Source organism: Pollutimonas bauzanensis (assembly GCF_900129885.1).
Lineage (GTDB): Bacteria > Pseudomonadota > Gammaproteobacteria > Burkholderiales > Burkholderiaceae_B > Pollutimonas > Pollutimonas bauzanensis.
On sequence record NZ_FQXE01000002.1, the window covers coordinates 127,533 to 151,089 of the forward strand.

The window sequence follows — 23,557 nt, forward strand, 5'->3', positions numbered from 1 at the left end:
GCTTGATTCATTGCGCGTATGGCTCGCTTGCTGGATCCGCCATGGAGACATCGCGCACGGTATTGACGATGCCGCGGCCGTCGCGATAGTCTTCGGGACGATCGGGGTCGCCCGCCACGGCGGGATGGACGCCGGTGGGCATCGAGCCGTGCAACACCTTGCGCAGATAGCGCAGGCTGTCGGTCGCGAACCACGGCAACTGGCTTCCGATCTCCCGATCCGCACTGGTATCGTATACCGTAACGCCGCGGCTTCCGCCCAGCGAGTCCGTGGAGTTGCGTGCATGCGGACCGAACTGCGTCACGAGGGCGCTGGTATAGAATTGGTTGCCGTCCTGTCCCAGCAAGAAGCTTTGGTTAGGCTCGTACAGTTGCATGGCGACATTGGGCACCGAGGTGATGTCGCGGCCGTTCATCAGGATGCGGCCCGCGGGCGTGTCATAGCGCATCACATTGCTGATGTAGCCGTCGGCGATGCCATTGTGATACGCGTTAGTCTCGATCATGGCATTCTTGGTCCACAGGCGGGTGAAATCCACGGCCTCGGGGGCGTCGATCTTCAGGTCGACGTTCGATGCCATGGGATGCCCGCCCTCGCCGGCGTCGTATCCGGTGACATCCAGGGTCAGCCTGCGGCCGGCGGTAGGCCTGAGTTTGCCGGTGAACGAATCGGCTTGCACGGTCAGCGACGAGCCGATGCCGACGTCCCCCAATTCCACGTTGCCCCGCGAACGGATGTTGAAAACATTGAGCGTGCCGCGCTGGATCGACATGCCACTTGCCGATTCCAGCGTCATCGCTCCCCCGACGTTCACCTCGCCCAGGCCGGCGAAGCCGCCGCTGTTGATGGCCAAGCTCCCCTCGGTTGCCAGCGTATTGGCCCGCACATCGCCCCCGGCGGTCAGCGTGGTATTGCGGCCGCTCACCATGGTGTCGAAAGAGATCTGGCCGGCGGTGACGTTGATGTCGTTGGCGCCGGTGAATACGCCGCCGCCGGCGCCCGAAAGGCCGCCGGCCAGGCGTGCGTTGATGCTGCCGCCGCTACGAAGATTCAGATAGTCGATATCGCCCGACGCGGTCAGCGTGGTGTCGCCGCCGGTCTGCATGGTTCCGAGCCGCATGTTCGCCGCGCTCAGGGTGCCGGCGCCTCCGGCGGTGCCGCTCTGCAGGGTCAGCGCGCCGCCGGCTTGCAGGTTGAGATTGCCGCCGACGTCCAGCGCGCCAATGCGCATATCGCCGTCCGTGGCGGCGGACATCCCGCGGTGGATACGGACGGCGCCGATGTCCAGCGATCCGCTGCGCGCATCCAGCCCGCCCCAGATATCGCCCGTGCCCATCGAGAGCTCGCCGCCGGCGTGTGCGGTCATGTCGGAATCGATGGCGGCGTTGCCGACCTGCAGCGTGCCGATGCGGGCATCGCCGCTGGCGAAGATGGCCGTAGCGCCGATGGTTTTCAGGTCGTCCACCGACAGGCCGCCGCGCTTGGCGGCCAGGGAGGCGAAAGCAGCGGTGGAGACTTGTCCCAGCGCGGCTGCGCCGGCGTTGACGATAATGCCGCCGTTCGCCGAAAGCCGCGCCGCCGCCAGCGCGCCGCCGGCATTCAATGTCGCGCTGCCGCCCGCGAGAATGCTGTCAGCGGTCAGCGCGCCGCCGATATTAAGAATGGCGTCGCGCCCACCATTGATCGCGCTGCCTGTGCCCGCCCGCAAGTCGCCGTCGCTCACTGTCAGGCGCACATCGCGCGCGGCCCTGAGGCCGCCGTTATCGGCGACCAGGATTGCGCCGTTGGCCGCGGTGGCGATGAGGTCGCGGCCGGCGTTGATGTCGTTCAACGTCATTGCCGCGGCGCCGGTCGCCGTCAGGCGGATGTCACTGCCGGTGTCGCCGTCCGTGCCTGATTGCGCGCCGCCGTTGGAAACAAGCCGCCGCGCGGTGAAGTCGACGGAAGACAGAATATCGATAGTTCCGGCCGGGGTGGCCGCGCTCACGCTGCTCGCGGCAACATCGCCGGCCGCCACCAGGCCCAGCGCGATATCGCCCAGGCGCGTCGCGGCGTCGATGCTGCCGGCCGCGACGATGAAACGGCCGCCCGGCTCGCCGCCGATTCCGCTTCCATCGGACATGGCTCCCGAAGCGCCGCCGTTGATCACCAGCGCATCCCGGGCATACACATTTTCGCCCATGCCGAACGGCGATCCGCTGACGCCAAGGATCTTGCCATTTGCCGCGGTCAGCGCCACATTGGCGCCGCTCAGGTAGGCCACGGAGATATCGCCGCTGCGGGCGCGCCATGTCGCCGAGCCGTCCGCGCCGGCGCGGCTGCCGGCCTGCATCGCGATGCTGCCTGCATCGATCGACATGTCTCCGTTGACCTTCAGGCTGCCTGCCGCATCGAAGGCTACGTGTGTGGTGTGGTCCACGGTCAGATCGCCGTCGACCTGCGCCGCACCCGTGAACACCAGTCCCGAGCCGCTGCTGTCCAGATGCGCATTGCCCCCCACACGCAGGCCTTCGGCCGGCAGATATGCGGCGGCGCCCGGCTGATCCACGGCATTGCGGCCCACGCCCAGCTGGAACGCATTGCCCAGATAAAGATCGCCGCCCACGATGCCACTGACGTAGCCCGCCTGCGCCGGCCCGCCAACATTGACCAGCAAGGGCTGCGACGGGTCGAAGCCGTACACCGAGCCCGTGGTATTGAATTGCAGGTACTGCGCGGCCAGCGACGCCACGCCGGCGCCGCCGATGGCATTGCGGCTATACACATTGCCCATGCCCGGCGCCGTATCCGATGTCGTCAGCGACAGCACCCGCGAGGCATACAGATCGTAGAAGCTCAGGTCGCCGCGCAGGGCCGACAAATACATATCGCCCATGCCACTGGCGTCGCCGCTGCGCGCAGCTTCCAGCAAGCCGCCGATAGCCAGGCTCATGGCGCGATCGGCGCTTCCTATGGAACCGACGCCGTTCTGCAGCACCAGGTTGTTGCCCGTGGTGATCGCATCGGCGCCTTCGGCCGCGACGTTGGACATGCCGGTCATGCTGGTCAGATGGATGTCCCGGCCGGCATTCAACCCGGCAATGGGCAGACTGTCCTTGGCCTGGATGTAGATGTCGGTGCCCGCGCTGGCGGACAAGCCGCCCAGCACGTTGACGAATATCGGCGCGGTCTGCTTCACATCGAACGCAACCAGGCGGCATGCCGCATCCATCGTCGAACAGCTGGCGTCGACCTCGCCGTTGCGTTCGAACACCTGGTTGATGATATCGCCCGCTGAACTCGCACCGGCCAGCGCCGCTTTCTGTTCGGCGCTCAAGCTGGACGCTCCGCCCGACGACAGATCGAAGTGCACGGCGTCGGCCAGTTCGCCGACGCTGGCGCTGGCGTTGGCGGCGTTCAGGATCACTTTCTTGCCCGACACGTTGACATCGTCCACCACGGTAACAGAGCCGCTGGCCGGCGCAAGCGCGGCATTATTGATCGAGTAGAGCAGCGCGTCGCTCGTCCAGTATTGGCCGCGCGTCATGCCATCGATCTGCCCGGCGCTGGCGGTATACGAGAAATTCTGGTCGTAGCCGTTCTGCCAACCCGGCTCCGTGCCGTCCAGCGCTTGCGAGAGATAGTCGCGCAGCGTCTGATAACGGTTCTGCGCAAACGCCTGTACCGTCATGCCCGCCGCGTCGGCCTGGGGCTGCATCATGCGCGCGCCGTCGCTGGACAAAGTGAAGGCCTCGCCATCGGCCGATAGCGAGCCCATGGCCAACAGTGACCAGTAATTGGCGTACTGCGCGTTGACGCCATCCTGATAAGGCGCCACGGTAGATGCATAGCCGGCTGACTGGGTGATATCGTCCGCGCTGCTGCCCGTGCGCTTGTCCAGCAGATTCAGCTTGTCCCACTCCTCGGCCAGTTCCGCACTGCGGTCGGACGCCGCCATGCCGCGGCCGTCGCGTATGGAGCCCAGCCGCGCTTCCAGGCTCACGTCGCCATCGTCCGATTTGACGTGGCCTATATACATATCGCCATCGATCTGGGTCAGCGCAATGTCGCCATAGGCCGCCGCGTTAATGATGCCGCCGGCGATCGCGCCGCTCTGCAAGCGGGTCGACATTGCGTTCAGCCGCAGTGGCGCGTTCAGCGCGCCGATGCTGCCGTCGTCGCTGGCCAGCGTGATATTGCGGCCGCTGACGACGGGCAGCGTGGAGCCCGGGTCCAGCGCCAGCATGCTGTTGGCGCTGCGCAGCATCACGTCGCTGCCCGCATCCGTGGCGATCCGCGACAGATACGCATCGGCGCCGTCCAGCGACAGCCCGATGTCGCCAGTGCGCGTGACCGCGCTGACGCTGTTGGCGTTCGGCGCGCCCTCGGCCGGCAGGGTCAAGGTGGCGCGCAGCGGCGAGGCAATGTCGCCGATGCCGGCATCGGCGTTCAAGACCAGCGACTGGGTCTGGATCGAGCCGTCGCTGGTGGCGGTGATGGTCGCCCCCGCGCCAGTGGCGGCGATTGTGGTCAGGCCGTTGCCGTTCCGGATATTCCCGCCAACGACCACCGATCCCTTGGACGCGATATCGACCAATCCGCTGGTGTTGGCGCCGGTGAAGGCGATGTTGATCGGGTAATCGGCCTTGACGCTGCTGGTGGCCTGGATGCTGACCTGCGTGGGTACGTACCAGTTCCACGTCAGGGCGCCGTTCGCCGAATAGCCTTCCTGGTAGGTGTCGCCGATGGAAGAGCCGGTGATCTTCTCCTGGAACGCGGTATCTTTCAACGACAGATCATTCATCAGCCCCGAGGTCAGCGACCAGATGTCCGCATAGGTGTTGGGCTGATTCTGCGGCAGTGGGACAAAGCTCCAGTCGCCAACCTTGTTTTCGAAATAGCCGGACGCGCCGTTTTCGTTCAGGAACGAGCGCGCCAATTCGGCGGAGTATGTCCACCAGTAGCGCTCGCCCGTCTTGGGATTGTAGGTCGCGGTGTTGCCGGCGCTGCTGACATCCGCCGTCAGGCCGGCGTAATCGGCGGCCGTGGCGCTGGTGTAGGTCTGTGTGCCTTCGCCCAGCTTGTACACATACCATGTCGTCAGCGCGCGGCCCTCATCGTCCGTCTTCAGCGTGTCGGTGATCTTGACGACGCCAACGTTGCCGTTGCCGGTGTTGATGTCGCGCGTCACCAGCGCGGTGTCCGTATCGTTGCGAACGGTCACGTGCGCATAGCCGTCGCTGACCGAAATATTGGCAGTGCCGCCGGGATTGGTGTTGATGATCGCGCCTTGCAGCGACACGGACCCACCGCCGCCGCCGGAGACGTTGTCCATCACCAGTTTCTTGGTGTTGGGATTGTAATAGACGTCGATCAGCGTGTCGTCGCTTGCAATCACGGCGTTGCTCGGATATTTGTAGGTGCCGTCGCTGGCGCGATACTGCGCCGCGTAGGGCCGGCACGTCACGTCGTCGATACACGCGATCAGATCGACCGACACCGGCGTGCCGTTCGCGTCCACGCCCGCGTTGATCATCACCGGGGCGATGCTGGCCGAAAAATCGGTATCCAGGCCAACCTTCAGCGTGCCGTTCATATTGATGAACTTGGCGTTGATCACCGCGGTGGTTCCCACCTTGGTCACTGTGTTCGACGGATTCTGCGGCGACAGCGTCTGGATGTTGTTGGTCGTGGACCGCACGCCCACCGTCGGATATTGATAGCGCCCGTTATAGAAGTTGATGTCGGGGCCGTAGTCGCGGATGTAATCGCTGGACGAGCCGTAATCGCCTTTGACAAAATTCGAAGGGTAGAAGTACATATAGCCCGTGCCCGTCTGGCCGCTGGCGTTGCCGGCAGGCGGGTTGCCCGCCAGGCACGCGCTGAACGCGGCCGAGCTCAGGCCCGCACAACCGTACTCGCCGGCCAGGTAATTCACGACGTAGGTCACGGCCTCGTTGGCCGTCGCGGGCAGGCCTGTACCCAGGATGCCGCCGCCGAGCAGATTCCCGGGCGTCAGCTGATAGATAGTGCCGTCGGACGAAACGTATTCGTTTTCCGGCGCGCCGCCCAGGAATTTGCCAGCCAGCGGCGTATCGACGATATAGGCGCCGTTGGGCAGCAGAATCGTCTGCTGGTTGACGCTGATCGCGCCGAACTGGCCCAGGTCGCCGTACTTGTTGGCGATATAGAGCGAGCCGCCGCGGTTTTCCAGCGTGTCGGTCAGAAAGATCGACGGTACGACGCCGGACGACTGCGCGGCATCGAAGTTGTTCACGATCTGGATCGACGGCGCCTGGTCCCGACCCACCTGCTGCATGTTGTTCGCCTGGTAGGACGCCGTGGGCTTGGCGCTGCCGGTGAACTTGATATTGCCGCCCGTCGCGTTCGGTATAAACAGCTTGTCGACGATCAGGAATTTGGAACTGTCGTTCGTCAGCAGTATCTGCGGCCCGCCATAGGCCGACAGGCTGCCCGAACCGGAAAATGTTCCGGCGTTGACCTCGATGTTGCCCGCGGCCGCCATCGTATCGCCGACCTCGACCGCCTGCACCGATGTGGTGGGCGCCAGGCCGCGTCCTTGCAGCGTATTGGACAGCGCAGTCAGCGCGTCGATGCTGCCGCGGATTTCCAGCCTGGTTTGTTCGTCTGTGGATTGATCCAACAATGCCGTCAGCCGCGAGATCTGGTCTTGCAACTGGCCTACCGGCATATACGATGCCATGTCGGTGTACGAAACATTGTCCGCGGTGACATTGCCATTCGCATCGATGTGCAGGCTGGCCAGATGCCGCGAGCCGGCCACCGCCGAGCCGTTCATCGTTACCGATTGCGACCCGGACTCGCTTGTCGCGCTGTCGCTGTTTGTAGTGCCTATGCCGACGATGCGATAGTGGCCATCGCCCTGCGCGTTGGTTTTCACCACGCCGGCCAAGGCGCCGAGCAGCGTGTCGCGCACGCTGGTCAGCTTGGCGCCGGCATTCACCACCACACTGCCGATATTGTCGATGATCGCGCGGGCGTAAGGCGTGGCATCGGTGATTGCGCCATCCGAGTACACCGCGTTGATGGCGTTGGCCTTGAGGCTGTTCTGGTACGCGGCCTGGTCGCCGCGGCCGGTCGCGATGCTCAGATCGCCCCAGGCGTTCACCGTGGCGTTGTCGTCCACGAGAATGCTTTGATTCGATGTGATCGTGCTGACCGCGCTGCCGCTGGACGCGCCGGCCAGGCCGTAGCCATGCGCGTACGAATTGTTCGATACGTCGATCAGGCTATAGGTGCCCAGGTCCAGGTCGCCCACGCTGTCCAGCGCGGCGCCCTTGCCGATCTTCAACGTATTGGTCGCGGTCACCGTGGTCTTGGAATCGCTGGACATGCCCGTGACTGCGCCGCCGCCGCTGCTGCTGGTCTGATCCGAGGCCGCGATATGCGTGGCCGCGATGGCCGAGAAACGGCCGGGCGAGGTGATGGGGTCGCCGACGACCGCGAGTTCGCTGTTCGCGCCGACCGACACATTGCTTTGCGTTTCGATGACGTTGACACTGGAGACGCCCGATCCCGCCAACACGCCGCCGCTGCCGCCTTCCGCATTGGGTTCGGTGCCGCTCTCGATGACCACGTTCAGTGCGTCGATATCGATGTCCGCCGCGTGCAGCCGGACGTTGTCGCCGATTCTGGCGTTGACCTTGTAGTTGACGGCGCCGTAGGACGACGCGCCGCTGGAACCCGCGATAGACCCCTGTATCGAATTGGAGTGGCTGAAGAACCGCCCCGTGTGCCGGGCGTCGACCACGACTTCGCCCGCCATCAGCGGCTGCGTCACGCCATAGTCCAGCGCAACCTTGGTCAACAGGCCGTCGGTGCGCAGCGTCGCCGCATATTGGCTGGCGCCGGACGCTATCTCCGCGGTCGTCGTGCCTCTGCTTGTTGTAGTGGCGTCGGCCGCGGCGCCCGCGATCAGGCCGCCCGACCCGCTGATGGCCCACGCCGTATTGCTTTCCGTGCCGGCGGCCAGGACCTTGATTGCGCCGCCGCGCACCGCCAGCGCCTGGTTGTTGCTGTCGACCAGGATAGCGCTGATTGCGCCCTGGCCCAGGCGGGCGGTCGTCGTCGTGTCGGAGGTGGCGCGGGCGACGTTGCCGCCTGCGCCCAGGGCCCCCACCGACACGCCCGACGCACTGGCATATTGCGAGGAATTGCCTTCGGCGGAAATCGTCACATCGCTCATGGGCAATACGACGTTATCCAGCACCTCGGCCGTGACCGAGCCGGTGTTGCCGGCCGTGGCGCTGGACCCATTGATGCTGGCCACCAGCGCGCCACCGGAAGCAAAGGAGGTCGAACTGGCGCTGTAGCTGTTGGCGGCGACCAGATTGCGCGCAATCACATCCAGCGTGCCGAACGTCAGTTGATTGTCCGCGTCCAGCCCGATGCCGCCAAAAACGGCGTTGCTGCCCACCGTGGCGCGGGTCGCGCCGGACACATTGGCCTCGGTCTCGGTCGCGCCGACCTGGAGACCGCCCGACAGCCCGACGCCATAGCCTTCGGCGACCACCTGCGGTGTCCGGCTCGCCTGGACAGTCACACCGCCGTATGCGCCCACCATCGTACCGTCGCCTATCGACGCCGTGACGTTCATGGAGTCTGAACTGCTGGCGCGGTTCACGCCCACGGCGCCGTACAGGCCGCCGGACGCCGCGTATACCGCGGTGAAAATCCTGCCGCTGCTCGATGCGTCCACCGCCACGGAGTTGGCATTGAGCACGGCCGATGGACGGTTGTCGGCATTCAGCGCCGCCCAGGTCGAGCCCGACTTGCCCGCCGACAGCACGACAACGCCCACACCCGCCGTGCCGCCTATCGAGACGTTGGCGTTCCTGGCGTCCAGTGTGGTGCTGTCGCTGGCCTTGACCGAAACCGCGCCGTCCACATTCGCAACGCCGCCCACATTGGCGATCACATTGTCGGAAATCCAGCCGACACCCACATTGACAGCGACCGTGGCCACCCCGGCGCCCGCGCCGGCGACGATAAGCGTGTCGACCGCCTTGCCGGTCGCGCCGTCCTTGGCTTCGGCGGCCACGTTCAGCGCGCCCGCGACATCGCTATGGGTGTTCGGCCCGATGACCGCCCCCACATCGTTATAGACCTGGGTGACGCCGACCGCGACGCCGACGCCCACCGTGCCGCCGCCGCCAATGGCGCCGACATTGTTCGTCGTCGAGGTTGCCGAGGTCGCCGCCACGTTCAGATCGCCGGCGCCGGTCGTCGTGACGTGGCTGTTTCCGGAAATATAGGCATGCGCCGAATTGGCCTTGCCGCTGCGCATCGCAACGCTTTCCGAGCCACTGCCGCTGCCGCCGCCGCTGAGCAGGTCCGTGCCTATGCCATGCTGCGTCGCGCTGGAAACGCTCGCCAGTTCCTCGTCGCTCAAGGCGCCATTGGTGGCCCCGGCCTTGTCGCTGCTCGCGAACGCGTTGGCGCGGCTCAATATCGAGTTCACGTCGGTGTCGTCGGTATCGGCGCTGTCATTGTCGCCTGTGCCCACGCGTATGACGGAAACCGTGCCCGATACGCCGGCCGCGCCGCCCACCCCGACCGCCACCACCGTATGCGCGGCGTGCTGGCTGTTCCTGGCATCCACCTCGACGCCCTTGCCCGTCACCGCGGCGTTGTCTATCGCAGCCGTGACCTGGCTGCGCACGACAGACACCGCGGCGGTGGCGCCGGCGCCGGCGCCCGAAAGGCCTATGCCCAGGGTGCCGCCGCCCAGCGCCAGATCGCCGGTGTCCGCCGCCGCCACGGTCACCTTGCCCCCGGCGTTGACTTCGCTGCCATTTTCTATGCTGGCGGATGTGGTGTTCGATATCACAGCCACGCCCGCGGCCAGGCCCAGCCCGAAGCTGGCGCTCAGAGTTCCCGATGCCGCGTAAAGGCTGTTGTTGCTGTTCGAGCCGGCCTGCACGTTGACCGTGCCGCCGACGTCCGCCGTGCTGACCTTGCCGGCCGCGCTCTTGCCGATGCGCGCGCGCGTGTCCTGATTCGAATTGACGATGGCGAAAGAACCGGAGGCCCCGACGGTCGGACCCAGCGACGCGCCGCCGGCGATCAGCAGCGCGCGGTTCGCGCTGTTGGCGTTGACGTCCAGACCGCCGCCTGTAATCGTGCCGCCGTCGACGGCAGCCAGCGTCTTGCCGTCGAAATTCACGACGCTGCCGGTGCCGACAAAGGCACCCGTGCCGGCCGCGAAGCCGACGCCGATGAAGCTGGCGCCCGCGGTCGAGCGCGCGTCCACGCGAACGCCGCTGGCCGCGGCGACCGCGCTGTCGGCGATCTGCGCGATGGTTTGCAGTTCGATGGTTTCTACGCCGACCGCGGCGCCCGCGCCGCCCCAGAGCGCACCGGCTCCGGCGCCCACGATGGTCCGGCCGTACGAATGATTGCTGGCCGATATGTCGACCTGCTGGGCAGCGTCACCGGCCAGGCCGGCGCCTTGATTGATGCTGGCGTTCTTGACGAGGGCGCTGGTGTCGCCGCCGGTGTAATCGACCGTGGTGGTTGCGCTCAAGGCCAGCGACGGCGCATTGGGATCGGGGTTGACGTTCAACGCGCCAGTGACGGAGATGCTGCCGAGCGTGCGCTGCGAGGCCGCGTTCACGGCGACGCCGTGCACTAGCTTGGTATCGGCGGCTACCGCGGGCGCCATGAAGCCGCTCAGCGTGTTATTCGTCGCGGTGGGCGCCACATAGCCGGTCACGCCGCTCAGGTCCAGCGACACATCGCCGTCCTTCAGTTGGCCGTTGTTGACGCTCAAGCCATCGCCATAGCCCAGCGCGTCGACCGACGCGCCGGCGATGACGGCCCGCGTGTGGCCATTGATGTTATTGACCGTCGTGCTGGCCCCGCCGCTGACGTAGGTGCTGCCCAGGCCCAGGCTGACCGCGCCGGCCAGGCTCTTGATGGCGTCCAGGCTGGCCGCCAGTACGCCGACGTTGCTGCGCGCCTTGACGTGCGAATTTGCCGCGCCCGCGCCCGAGTTGTCGATCAGCGCGTCGACGGTGGTGTCGATCAGATTGACGGCCACCGATCCCGCCGCGGATCCCGTCTGCGTAGCCGAGGCGACGCCCAGCGCGAGGCTGTCGATCTCGGCGCGCGATTGCGCCGATACCAGCACGTCGCCCGCATCGATGGTGCTGCTGCGGATCGCCGCAGTGACCGCGTTCGCGATCCGGTTGACGGCAACGGCCGCGCCCAGGCCGGCATTGCCCAGGGAGACGCCCACGCCGCCGGCCAGCGCCTGGATCAGCGCGTTGTTGTTGGCCGAGACCCGCAGCGACGTCGCCGCCTCGGGCGCGGCGAGATCCACGGTCACGCCGTCGATTTCCGCCATCACGGTATCGCCGATGTTGTTCGTGGTGGTCGATGCGCCGGCGGCATACTCCTGCGCGATCACGCCGCCCAGCGCGGCGGCGAAAATCCTGGCCGAATTGTCGGCAGTCACGGAAAGCGACGCCTTATCGGACAAAGTGACCGTGCTGGCCGCCACGCGTGCCAGGTAGGTAGAGGAAATATTATTGACCGACACGCCGGCGCCGACCGCGGTCCCGTTGCCCGATACGCCGAAGCCGCCCGCCAGCGCGGTAATCTGGGCGCTGCGGCCGCCCGACGAGTCGCCGGCCCGGACGGTCAGGCCGCCCTTGATGCTGCTGCCGGTATCGACCGACGCCGTCAGCGTGTCGGAAATATCGTTGATCGTGAACGAGCCGCCCAGCGACAACGAACCCGGGCTCATCGCCAGGCTGGCCGCGATTGCGCTGATGCTGTGCAGCCCCAGCGCCTGTACGGATGCATTCGAGCCGGCGGTGGTGACGGCGGCGTTGCTGATCGATGCCGTCGTCTCCCCGCTCAGGGAATTCCAGGCGACCGCGAGGCCGGCGGTGTTGGCCGTCGATCTGCCTACTCCGGCACTGCCGGCCAGCGCGAAAATCGATCCGTCGTTATAGGCCTTGACCAGCAGCGCGTCGGGCCCGGCCGAGCTGGTCGTGATCGTCGTCGTTCCGTCCTGCGCGCCAGCACTGCCCACGCTGGCGATGGTGATGTTGCCCAGCGTGTTCCAGGTGCCGGAGCCCATGCCGGCGAAGCCGCCGTCCGATGTGCCCGCGCCCACGCCGGCCGAGATGCCCAGCACGCTGGAATGATCGGCCGCCGTCACAGCCACCGTATCGGCGCTGACCGTTGCGTTGGCGATGCTTGCATCGTGGACGGTCTGCAGCGAATTACGCACGAAAGAAATCCCGATCGCGGTTTTCCCCGTCTCGAGAGCGCCCGCCACGCCATATACGGACGATCCCGAGGGCAAGCCCTGGCCATCGACGTAGGTCTGGTTGAAATCGATCAGTTCCTGGCCATCGACCTGCAGCGTCGGCGTCCGGCCCACGGGCGCCGTCAGGCCTTCGGCGGCGGCATCGTCGGTCGCCACAACCTTGACCGCGCCGCTTGCCGCGATCGACGAACCGCCGCCGATTCGCGCCGTGACCACGTTGTCGATGCCGTTGTAGACGAAGCTTCCGCCCCCCGCCATGCCGCTCTCGCTGCCATTGGAAGCGACCTGGGCCGCAGCGGTGATCAGGCGTGTCGGATCCAGCGCCAGCACTGACATGCTGTTGATCGAATCGACCATGCTATTGTCGACTTCGGCCAGCACCGTGCTGGCCGAGGATGCGTAACTCACGCTCACGCCCGCGCCGGCGCTGCCGCCGCGCACCATGGCCCCGCCGCCGACGAACGAGGTGACGCCGTCCAGCGCCAGCACCGTCACGTCGTTGTTGGCGGCCAATGCGTCGCCATGCACCGTGCTGTTGCGCAAATACGCCGACGCGCTGTTCTCGATGGAAGCCAGCGACACCGATCCGGCGACGTTCGCAGCCTTCGCCTCCTTGGTATTGCTGCCGTAGCCAGCCGCCAGCGAATAGTGCTGGCCGGTGTTCAGCGCCTGGATGGCGACATGGTTGGCGCCATTGACGGTACTGTGATCGATGCCGGCTGTGGTCGAGTTGCCTTCGATGCTCAGCGCCACCGCGCCCGCGATTGCGCCGCTGGAATGGGCATTGCCCTCGTCCTTGGCGCCGGCGAGCACGCGCGCGGACGAGCCGCTGGCGGCCACGATATCGGTGTCGTTGCCCGCGGTGACATCCAATCGCCTAGTGTTGACGACCGCCCCGTCGATGGTGCCCGAGGTCGCCAGCGCGGAGGTATTCATCGCCACGCTGCCTGACACGGTCAGGCCGAAATCGGCCGTGATCTTCTTGTCGGCGGCCGGCGGCGCGTCTTTTTTCTCGAACAGGCCCGAGACCTTGTCGTAGACCCCTTTCACGTCCTTGGCGGCGTTCAGAGACGACTTCAGCGGCCCGCCGACGATATTCGCTGCAGTGACCGCAGTGGCGAACAGGCTGTCGAACTGGCTCGGCGCTTTGCCCTGCTTGACGGGATCGGGTTCGGATTCGGTGTCGCTGGCGCTGCTCTTGGTGCCTGCGGCCGACACGGCGATTATCTGGCCGCTGGTCTCGCCCCGTACCGTCACGGCGTCGGCGGTCACGCCATCTCCGCCGGCCGCGCCGACGCCCGAAGTCATGCCGTCGGGCCGCAGCGCCGCCACATCGCCGATGCCGGCAGCGGTTTTGCCCGAAATACTGTTGATGGCCACACCGGCGCCCACGGCTACGCTTTCGCTGGACACCAGCGCACCGGCGATGCCGACGACCAACAGATGTTCGGCGGCATTCACGGTCAGCGACGCGGCGTTTATCGTGGCCAACTTGCTGACAATGGCCCGGGTCTGATTGTCATACTGGGTCAATGCCAGGGTGCCGTTGACGCCATAATCGGCGCCCGCTCCCGAGGATGGGGCGATCGCAATGCTGCGGTCCGTACTGTCGGCCCGCACATTCACGCCCGTGCCCGTGGCGGTGGCGATGCGCACCCCGTCGTCCACGCCCGCCAGCGTCTTGTTGGCGTAGATGACCAGATTGCCGGCGCCGCCCACCGATACGTTGCCGCCCTTGCTGTTGATGTTGCCCGTATCGGTAATGGCCTGCGCGTCGCTGCTGGCCATTACCGATACGGCATTCGCATAACTGCGCTCCAGCCCCAGGACAGGCGCGCCGTTCTTGTCGACGGCGTCGGTCTGCAGGTTCACCTTGAATGCGTCGGTCGTTCCGATGGTGGTCAGCCGCGCATTCTGGCCCACCCATGCCGTGCTGTCGTTGGCGACGCTGAAATAACTCAGCGCGCCGGCCAGCGCCCCTTTCACGGCGGCGCCGGAGGCGCCGGCATAGCTGGTGAACACGCTGGTCGGCGTGGCGAACAAGCCTTGCACGGCGCCCAGCACGGCGCCATAGCTGGAAAGCTTGTTCCACGAGAACTGGTCCACCTCGTCCTGCAGCGGAAAGCTGAATGGCACTTCGATCGCGCTGTCCACCGCGATGTGCGCCGCCTGGACGCCCGCATCGGCGCCTATCGTCGCGCTCGCCGTGTGCGCATACTGGCCTACCGCCAGCGCCGCGCTGATCGACGCGTCGGTCGAAGGGTGCGCGCCGGCCGCGTTGGCCGACGCGACCGTGCTGGTGGCGCTATTGCCTATTCCTGCATCGACCAAGTGCGCGACCACGGCCACATCGCCCGACGACTGGATGTTGGCGCCCGCGCCGATTCCCGCCCTCGCCCCCAGTTCGTTGTTGCCGATCGCGACCGCCGCGCCAAGCTTGAAGCCGGCGTTCAGATCCGCAGGGGCGCCGGCCGCCGCCGTCGCGCCAGACAGAAAGCTGGCCAGCGACGTGTTATTCATGCCCGACAGGGCAGGCTGCACGGGACTGTCTATCTTGGTCGTGTCCTTGCTGACGCCGGTCGAAGCGCTGACGCTATTGGCGCTGACGAGATTTTCCGCCTGCACCCGCACATTGCCGGCCTGCTTCCCCGCAACGCCGATGTCCGCGCCCAGATTGGCCGATACGTTGGCGACCAGATTGCTCAGCGCGAACGCAACGCCGGCGCGCGCATCCGGGCTGCCGCTGGTATCGGCAGTGGCGCTGACGGCATAGGAACCATTGTTGCGCGCCACCACGTCAACCGTGCCCCCTGGCGCCAGGTTGATGACGGCGCCCTTGTCGATGGACGCGGCGACATTCAGGTCGGTCGTGCCGATGACCGCGGTGAAACCGGCATTGCCGGTCGCGCTGACGGTCTTGACGACCGCGGAAAGCTTGGAATCGTTGACGGCCTTCACGCTCAGATTGCGGCCGACATCCACGGCGGCGCCCGAAGCGATGGTCGCCGTGGCGCCGCCTCCCAGCGAGCTGTAGATCAGCGCGGCGGCGAACGACAGATCTTCGGTGCCATTCTGGTTCTTGCCGCCCAGCGTCATCTTGATCGAGGAGGTCTGGGCCGCGTGCGATGCAAGGTTCACATCCCCCAAGGCCGCTATGCTGGCGCCGTCATGCACGGTCACAGAGGCGTTGGCCGACGCGACGGCAACCCCCGCGCCCGCGCCATTGAAAATCAGGGATACGGGAATGACAGTGCTGAACTTCAGATTGCTGTCGTTATCAGCAAGGTTCATCGTCGTCACGTTGTTGAAGATGCCCGTCAGCGTGCGGTCGGCATTCGAATTCGATGCGTTGGCGTCGGCCGTCAGATTGACGTTGTTGCCTTTCAGGCTGCCGTACACGTCCACGCTGGCGTCGGCCGTGACCCATGCCACCACGTCGCTGGCGACCGATCTCGTCTGGCTGGCCGCCAGAGTGATGTCGCCGGCCCCGCGCCCGGCGGCTTGCGCGGCCGTTACCGTGTCGATGGCCGCGCCTGCGCCGACTTCGATCGTCGTGCCCTTCATCACGACGCTGCCGCCGCCGGTGCGGATCTGGGAGCCCTGATTCATGAGAATGCTGGCCGCCGACAGCGTCAGGCTGTTGCTGGATGTCAGCAACGATTGGGTCAGGTCGACGTCGGCCGCGCCGCCCGTCGCGCTGTCGCCGACAGTCAGCGATTTATCGGCGGCCAGGGTGATGTTGGTGTCGCCCAGGCTTTGCAGATATCCCACGGTTATCGAATTGGCGGTCTGGCTGCCGGCGTCGCCCTCGACGATCTGCAAATCGTCCGGGTCGATCAACAGCATGCCGGCGCGTCCGGCCTGGGCCGACGTATTGACCTTGCCGGTGACGCGCAGCCCTTGCTTGGCCGAGACTTCGACGAAACCGCCGTCGCCCGCGTATGCGCCGCCCCGCGCGCTGACATCGCCGTGCATCTGATTGGACGCATCGCCCCAGATGCGGATGTCGCCGCCATCGCCACGCTCGATCGCATCGGCCGCAATCGAAGCCCCCGCCTCGACCTTGGTGTCGAGCGCATGCACGACGGCGCCGCTCGCGCCGGTCGCCATGCCCACCTGTATGCTGCCGCCGCCCAATTGGCCGCTGGCATCCAGACGCGCGGTCTTGGTCAGTTGCACCGCGCCGCCCATCACGCTGATCTTGCCGCGCTTTTCGGCGCCGGCAACAGAGGCGCTCGAGTCGGGCGCCGCATCGACCGTGTTCACCGCCGCCATCCGGCGCGACACGTCCAGCGTGCCGGAAACCACCGCCGACTCATCGCCGACAATCTCGATCTCACCGTTGCTAACCACCATGCCGGCGGCCTGGCTGATGTCCGAGGTGTTGACCGAACCATAGAACGCCGCCTGATGCAGCACGTCAGGTCCGGCCTTGAGCTTGCCGGAAACATTGACCTTTGCCGCTTGCAGGCTGATTTTTTCCAGCGCGTTGACCACGCCGTCGATATGGATCACCGAGTCGGGCGCGCGTTCGACCTGGCCGCTCAGCAATTGGCTGACGGCGACCTCGCTGACATTGCCCGCGACGTCGATCACGCCGTCCATGAAGCGCTTGGTCGGCGTCAGCACGGTCAAGCTGCCCACGTTCAACACGCCATGCGCACCCACCAACATGCCGTGCGGATCGGCGAAGATCACGTTGCCGCCCACGCGGCCATTCTTCAGCGCGTTGACCGTGCCATTGATATTGACTGGCGCGTCGTAGACCAGGTTGAGCAGCGCCTTGGCCGCGTCGGGCACGACCAGGTTCGCGGTCTGGCCGCGATGGACGTCGAAATGCGAAAACGCGTTGACGCCGGCGCCGCCCTTGATTGTGCCGGTCGTGATGTTGGTGACGTCGCCGTTGACCTGCAATTGCGTGGCCGTCTGCCCCGTCGGCACGATTCCGCCCGCCCGCGCGGCCGAGGCCGAGCCGAACAGAGCCGCCAGGCTCATGGCAAGAACGGTCGGGCGCAGCACTGCGGTTCGTTGCATGGCGTGTTTCAAGGCGAAGCTCGCAGAAAGAATAATGAAGAGGAACGGCCTAGCGCATACCGGGCGATGCCGACGATTGCGGTTGAGATTGCGCCTGAATCAATGCCAGCCGCTCGATGTTGCCCAGCGATTGCAGATGCGCATAAATCCATGGCATGTAACCGTCGCGATACAGGCCTAGCGCCTGTGCGTCGTCCAAATCGCGCAGCTTCTGTTCATCGATCACGAATAGGCTGTCCAGCACTTCCTGCCTGCCATCGTGTTCGACGCGGATGGTCCGGGCCACCAGCAGGTCCAGTTCGGCCAGCCGCGCGGCAAAGGCGCGGGTCCGCTGCATTTCGGCGTGGAACAACTGCAGGAAGGCGACCTGGCTCTTGAGCAGTTCGGTCTCGTTGCCTTCCGGGTCGAACAGCAATTCGCCTTTTTCCTCGCCGAAGCCGGAAAACTTCTCGTCGATGCAGACCGTCAGGTTGGGGTTGCCGTCTTCTTCGGCCAGCACGAAAGGATAGCGCCGCACGAAGGCCGGCAGATAGCGGCCTGTGGCCCACTGCCCGCTATCGTCCAGAAAAAGGTTTTCGCGATCCCGCAGGCCCACCAGCCCCGCAACGGTAAAATCGCCGCCCGGCTTGCCGACGAAAACCAGGGGGTAATCCTTGGCGGCTTCTATCATTTCGGTGGCGGCAAGCAGCACGGAATTAGTTTGACGCGCGTAAGAATAGTCGCCCGCCTGTTTATCGAGTTTCAGCCGGCGGTGGCGTTCGCGATTGAGCGCCATGGGCGTGTCATAAAAAATCATGGTCGGCAAAGCGTTCTACTCCCATCCGGCGATTGCCCTGGGCCGCATGGTTACGGCTGGATTCAGCAAATGTTTGAGGTTCATAATATATGAGGAGACGATTATAAGTAGGCATGTAATAAAATCCGTCAATTTTTTTGCAAAATTCCGCCCTCATCGTTGTGCAAATCCGACGAACGGCTTAAAGCGTTTGGTTGGCACATGGAAGGCATTGCCATCCGCCTTCGGCCTGCCCGGAATTGCCCTGCGTCGCGTCATCGAGGCGATCGGTCCAAAATCCTTCCCAGTGCCTGAGCCAGTCGCTGGCGTCCTTCAGACCCTCCCAAACATCCCTGGATGAAAACTGTAGCCGCCAAGCAAATTTGAAGCTATTATGGACAAAATTAATTTATATTGTCCATAATAGAGAACATGCCACGCAAACCGCCGGTCATTTTTCCTCAAGAGCAGCGCCTGCTCTCCGCACTGGGAGAGCGGCTGCGCCTTGCCCGCAAGCGCCGCAAACTAAGCAATGCCATCGTAGCCCAGCGGGCTGGAATTTCCAGAACCACCTTGTACAAGGTCGAGGCGGGTGATCCTGGGGCTACGCTAGGATCTTATGTCCGGGTTCTGGCCGTGCTTGGTCTTGAGGGCGACCTCAATCAACTTGGGGCCGACGATAGGGTCGGTCGGAAATTGCAGGACCTGGCGCTTGAACCAGCTCCCAAGCGCCACACGGCCACTCATGCCAAAGCGGTCAAACCCTCGACAGCCTCAAACAATGAGGAACCCACATGAGCACGCAGGACAACACCTTGGAGGTCTGGTTGAATGATGGCCTCGGTCCTGCACGTCTAGTCGGCACACTCGCCCACGATCGCGGCCAGATCCGCTTCTATTACGAACGCGATTGGCTGCAAGACCCTCGCGCCTTCGCTCTGGACCCCGACCTCTCGCTGGACGAACACCCCTTCTTTCCAAAACCGGAGCTAGGCAACTTCGGCATTTTCCTGGACTCATCGCCCGACCATTGGGGACAAACCCTGATGAAGCGGCGCGAGGCGCTGCAGGCCAAGGACGAAAAACGGCCTCCCCGCACCCTCTACGCCTGGGACTTTCTAATTGGCGTGCAAGACCTCACCCGCCCAAGGCGCCCTGCGCTTTTGCCGCCCAGGCACTGAAACGTTCCTTGATGACGAGAAAATGGCCGCGCCGCCGGTGACCACCCTGCGCGAACTGGAAGCCGTTGCCTATCAGCTCAGCAGCCGGCGCATCGACGACCTTGACGCCCTGCGCAAATGGCTAGCCGTGCTCGTTGCGCCTGGCGCGTCTCTAGGCGGTGCAAGACCGAAGGCCAACTTTACGGAGGCGGACGGTTCACTCTGGATCGGAAAATTCCCCGCCCAGGATGACGATCGGGACGTTGGCGCCTGGGAGTATGCCGTTCACCAGCTCGCCCAAAAAGCCGGGATAGACGTACCGCCTGCGAGGCTGATCAAGCTCAACAACGACTTCCACACTTTCTGCGTACAGAGGTTCGATCGCGTGAATGGTGCGCGACGCCTCTATGCCTCGGCAATGACACTGCTTCGGAAGACCCAAAGCGAAGGCACGAGCTACCTGGAATTGGCGCAGTTCATTCGGGCTCAGGGAGATGCCGAGCATGCGGATGCGGATTTGAAACAACTATTCCGACGCGTAGCGTTCAACGTCGCAGTAGGCAACCGCGATGATCACCTTCGCAATCACGGATTTGTGCTGGGCAAGATAGGGTGGAGACTCGCACCAGCGTTTGACGTCAATCCGAATATCGACAAGGCGGAGCATGTCTTGAACATCGATGATATCGACAACCGGCCTAGCCTGGAGACTGTGTTGAACACCGCCGCTTTTTATGGGCTCGACGATGAGCGAGGCCAGCAAATTGCGGATGAGATAGTCGCGGCTGTCGAACACTGGCAGGATACTGCTCGTCGGATGCGTATTAGCAATGCGGATATTGATTTGACCACAGGGGCGTTCTCGGCGCACATGACATAGGAGGACAAGAAAAATAGCGGATCACTATGTTTCCCCAAAACTATTAAAAGAGAGAGGCCTACGCCTTTGGAATCCACGGCGAACACTGATTTCTGCGACTTCAGGATGAATGGCTGGCATCGGCCGAAGCCGGTCTTTCGTAAATGTATCAACCGGACCCTAAGCAGTCTGTCGATACAGCGTTATTTAGTGTCGGTTTTGGCGCCCAGTTCAGCCTCAGGAAGCGCACTGAGGACGGCAGACTGCATCTGGCGAATCCAAGGGGTATGGCCGATTGCTCTGCTCAAAAGCCCAGTGCCGATCATCGCGGCAAAGAGGGTCAGGGCGTCAGCCTCCGACATTTTCTTAGCGCTTCCCTGTTTTGGCGCCTTCAGGACTTCTTCGCGAAATTGACCGAATAACTCCTCAACACCGTCATAGTAAACATCTGTAGCTTGAGCTTTCGGTGACAAATTACTCACCAGTGAAGAGAACGCTAGCATGGGGCAGTTTTGCTCCAGCGGGCGTTGCTTGAAGTAATGCTGCACCAGCGCAGTAAGCGCCTGAGACGCGTTGGCATCATGGCACTTTCTGATCGCTTCCCATGATCCAGATGATTGCCTGAAGGCAAGCGCGAACGCTTCATCGATGAGTGCTTCTTTCGATGCAAACTGCTTGTAAAACCCCCCGGGCGTCAGGCCCGCTTCCGTCATAATGTCCGCAATCGACACGTTCTCCACGCCATGCATGCGAAACAGCCGGCAGGCGGTTTCCACCACGCGCTCACGGTTGCGCTCGGCTTGCTCTTGTGATGCTCTACCCATCTACTGCTCCTGCTTACGCATGACGACCAACTTCGCGACCAGGCGCTGACAGGTGTCGCCGTGCTGGTTCACCGTGCGACATTCCAGCGTGACCATACCGCGATCCGGTTTGGAACGGGAGGGAACGATGTCGAGAATCTTGCTGACGACGTGAAGGGTATCGCCTGGCCGAGTAGGCCGAGGCCACTCGATTTCTCCACCCGCGCCAATGACGCCATTGCCTAACGGAAAACTGCTCACGAGCAACTTCATCGTAATCGCCGCGGTGTGCCAGCCGCTCGCCGCGAGCCCCTGGAATAGGGAGTCTTTCGCCGCCTCTTCATCTAGGTGGAAAGGCTGGGGGTCGAACTGTCGGGCAAAATCGAAGATCTGCTCCACATCGAGTTGTTGCTCTGCGCTACGGTACTCCGCGCCAACTGCAAGGTCGTCGAGAAACAAAGGATCGTGCTGCGTCATGCCAAGGTTCTCCTTGAAGTGGCTGTGATGCCCGTACTTGCAGGCCGGTATTGCAAGCATACTTCAAAATAGATTATGATCGTAATCTATTATAGCAAAGACACTCTTTTCCCTGCCGGCAGATCACTGCCACGAGTCTAGCAGGCGTAATACCAATAAGGAGTCAACAATGACAACCCCCTACGAGCCGAAGATCGCGGCCTTGCTATGCGTCGACCTATACAACGACTTCCTGAGTGAGGGCGGAAAGTTGTTCCCCTGGATCAGAGACATTGCGAAAGAGAACAATATGCACGAGAACCTGCGTACGATCATCAAGACGGCGCGGCAAGCCGATATCACCGTCTACCATGTGCCACACCACCGTTGGGAGCCGGGCGACTACGTGAACTGGAAGTATCCGTCACCCTACCAGTTAGGCGCCGCCGAGCGCCAAGCCTTTGCCAAGGACACCTGGGGAGGCACCTTCCATGACGACTTCCAGGTCCAGCCCGGCGACATCGTGGCGACCGAGCATTGGGGATCGAGCGGATTTCCCAACACCGACCTGGAGCATCAGCTCAAGCGCTATGGCAAGGAGAAGATCATTTGCGTTGGGCTACTGGCCAACACATGCCTGGAAGCTACAGCGCGTATCGGCATGGAACTGGGCTTTCATGTGACGCTGGTGCGCGATGCCACGTCGGCCCGCTCGCATGAAGCGCTCCATGCCGCGCTCGATATCGACGGGCCGACGTATGCCCATGAAGTATTGACGACTGCCGAGCTTGTAGCCGCGATCAATGCCTCGGCGTCGGCCAGCGCTTCGGCCGTTTAAGTCTCTGCGCCACTGTGAGCGGCCTGTCGCTCTCAATCCATTTCCACACCCTGGTTCCAACCTAGCATCACAAGGACGTGCAATGACTTCTGTATGGCGCAAGAGCTTTTGGCTGATGCTGGGTGCCTCGTTGGTGCTTTTCTTTTCGTTAGGCATCCGCCACGGCTTTGGCTTGTTTCTCACGCCGATGAGCAACGAGTTCGGCTGGGGCCGCGAGGTGTTTGCCTTCGCCATGGCATTGCAGAACCTGGCATGGGGCGTTGCTCAACCCTTCGCTGGCGCCCTGGCCGATCGGCTTGGCGCGCGACAAACAGTTGCTATTGGCGGGATCCTGTACACAGTTGGCCTGGTGTTGATGGGGTTTGCGGATTCTGCGCTGTCTTTGTCCCTGAGCGCAGGACTGCTAATTGGAATCGGCCTGTCGGGAACCTCGTTTTCGGTAATTCTCGGTGTTGTCGGCCGTGCCGTGCCGCCGGAAAAACGTAGCATGGCCATGGGCATCGCGGCAGCGGCCGGTTCGTTCGGCCAGTTCGCCATGTTGCCTGGCTCGCTGGGACTGATCGAGTGGCTCGGCTGGTCTGCTGCGCTGATCGCACTTGGCATGATGGCAGCTTTGGTGGTGCCCCTAGCCGCCATGATCAAAGATCGGCCCCACGCTTCCAAAGAGCCAAAGCAAACACTAGGCGAAGCGCTGCGTGAGGCATGTAGTCATTCGGGCTTTCGGCTATTGGCTTTCGGCTTTTTTGTCTGCGGCTTTCAAGTGGTATTCATAGGCGTACACCTGCCCGCCTATTTGGTCGATAAGAACTTGCCAGTAATGGTCGGCACCACGGTGCTGGCATTGGTGGGATTGTTCAATGTATTCGGTACCTACATCGCGGGTTGGCTGGGCGAATACCGCTCCAAGCCGCGTTTGCTCAGCGTGCTGTACCTGGCACGAGGTGTAGTGATCACCTTATTCATTACGTTCCCCGTAAGCGCCTGGACGGCCTATGCCTTTGGCATTGTCATGGGCTTGCTGTGGCTTTCCACCGTACCGCTGACCAATGGCACGATCGCCACGATGTTTGGCGTGCGTAATCTGTCCATGTTGGGCGGCATCGTATTTCTTTTTCACCAGATTGGCTCGTTCCTTGGCGGATGGCTGGGTGGCTATGTGTTTGATCAGACCGGGAACTACGACTTGGTCTGGCAGATTTCCATCGTGCTTAGCGTGGTGGCCGCCGCGCTGAATTGGCCCATACGGGAACAGGCGGTGGCTCGCCTTCAAGGGGTGCAAACATGATATGCAAGGCTTGGCTTACTTTAGCTGCCTGTACTGTTGCAGCGAT

Annotated in this window: 9 protein-coding genes; 5 read left to right on the forward strand and 4 right to left on the reverse strand. The window is 63.7% G+C overall.

Translation table 11 applies throughout. The features are described from left to right. Window positions 1–7: 7 nt before the first annotated feature. A complete protein-coding gene (locus tag BUB23_RS03745) occupies window positions 8–17,335 on the reverse strand; it encodes a leukotoxin LktA family filamentous adhesin (protein ID WP_084135697.1) in 17,328 nt (5,775 codons plus the stop codon). 49 nt (window positions 17,336–17,384) lie between these two features. Next, window positions 17,385–18,131, reverse strand: coding sequence for a SapC family protein (locus BUB23_RS03750; RefSeq protein ID WP_073101773.1), 747 nt, complete (start codon window positions 18,129–18,131; stop codon window positions 17,385–17,387). 411 nt (window positions 18,132–18,542) lie between these two features. On the opposite strand from BUB23_RS03750, the gene BUB23_RS03755 reads away from it, so the two are divergent. The 3 genes from BUB23_RS03755 to BUB23_RS03760 are packed head-to-tail and all read left to right on the forward strand — an operon-like array spanning window position 18,543 to window position 20,150. Next, complete coding sequence (locus tag BUB23_RS03755) at window positions 18,543–18,908, forward strand: helix-turn-helix domain-containing protein (protein ID WP_084135798.1); 366 nt, start codon at window positions 18,543–18,545, stop codon at window positions 18,906–18,908. Next, window positions 18,905–19,291, forward strand: coding sequence for a HipA N-terminal domain-containing protein (locus BUB23_RS27275; RefSeq protein ID WP_245801149.1), 387 nt, complete (start codon window positions 18,905–18,907; stop codon window positions 19,289–19,291). The genes BUB23_RS03755 and BUB23_RS27275 overlap by 4 nt, the downstream gene beginning before the upstream one ends. Further along, window positions 19,233–20,150: a type II toxin-antitoxin system HipA family toxin gene (locus BUB23_RS03760; RefSeq protein ID WP_245801150.1), complete on the forward strand. Its 918-nt coding sequence runs from the start codon at window positions 19,233–19,235 to the stop codon at window positions 20,148–20,150. The genes BUB23_RS27275 and BUB23_RS03760 overlap by 59 nt, the downstream gene beginning before the upstream one ends. A gap of 182 nt (window positions 20,151–20,332) precedes the next feature. Here BUB23_RS03760 and BUB23_RS03765 read toward each other — a convergent pair whose 3' ends face one another. After that, window positions 20,333–20,953, reverse strand: a complete 621-nt coding sequence (locus BUB23_RS03765; RefSeq protein WP_073101774.1) for a TetR/AcrR family transcriptional regulator — start codon at window positions 20,951–20,953, stop codon at window positions 20,333–20,335. After that, window positions 20,954–21,409 carry a MaoC family dehydratase gene (locus tag BUB23_RS03770; RefSeq protein WP_073102156.1) on the reverse strand — a complete coding sequence of 152 codons (456 nt, stop codon included), beginning with the start codon at window positions 21,407–21,409 and terminating at the stop codon, window positions 20,954–20,956. It abuts the gene before it with no gap. A 169-nt stretch (window positions 21,410–21,578) separates the two neighbouring features. Here BUB23_RS03770 and BUB23_RS03775 point away from each other — a divergent pair, with 169 nt between their 5' ends. Together BUB23_RS03775 and BUB23_RS03780 are read left to right on the forward strand one after the other, a co-directional pair. After that, complete coding sequence (locus BUB23_RS03775; RefSeq protein WP_073101775.1) at window positions 21,579–22,226, forward strand: cysteine hydrolase family protein; 648 nt, start codon at window positions 21,579–21,581, stop codon at window positions 22,224–22,226. 82 nt (window positions 22,227–22,308) lie between these two features. Next, the gene (locus tag BUB23_RS03780) at window positions 22,309–23,511 is read left to right on the forward strand and encodes an MFS transporter (RefSeq protein WP_073101776.1); all 1,203 of its coding nucleotides are present in this window, start codon (window positions 22,309–22,311) and stop codon (window positions 23,509–23,511) included. The last annotated feature ends 46 nt before the right edge of the window (window positions 23,512–23,557 follow it).

Coding starts and splice junctions, on each gene's coding strand:
- BUB23_RS03745 (WP_084135697.1), bottom strand. CDS start 17,335: ATGCAACGAACCGCAGTGCTGCGCCCGACCGTTCTTGCCATGAGCCTG.
- BUB23_RS03750 (WP_073101773.1), bottom strand. CDS start 18,131: ATGATTTTTTATGACACGCCCATGGCGCTCAATCGCGAACGCCACCGC.
- BUB23_RS03755 (WP_084135798.1), top strand. CDS start 18,543: ATGCCACGCAAACCGCCGGTCATTTTTCCTCAAGAGCAGCGCCTGCTC.
- BUB23_RS27275 (WP_245801149.1), top strand. CDS start 18,905: ATGAGCACGCAGGACAACACCTTGGAGGTCTGGTTGAATGATGGCCTC.
- BUB23_RS03765 (WP_073101774.1), bottom strand. CDS start 20,953: ATGGGTAGAGCATCACAAGAGCAAGCCGAGCGCAACCGTGAGCGCGTG.
- BUB23_RS03770 (WP_073102156.1), bottom strand. CDS start 21,409: ATGACGCAGCACGATCCTTTGTTTCTCGACGACCTTGCAGTTGGCGCG.
- BUB23_RS03775 (WP_073101775.1), top strand. CDS start 21,579: ATGACAACCCCCTACGAGCCGAAGATCGCGGCCTTGCTATGCGTCGAC.
- BUB23_RS03780 (WP_073101776.1), top strand. CDS start 22,309: ATGACTTCTGTATGGCGCAAGAGCTTTTGGCTGATGCTGGGTGCCTCG.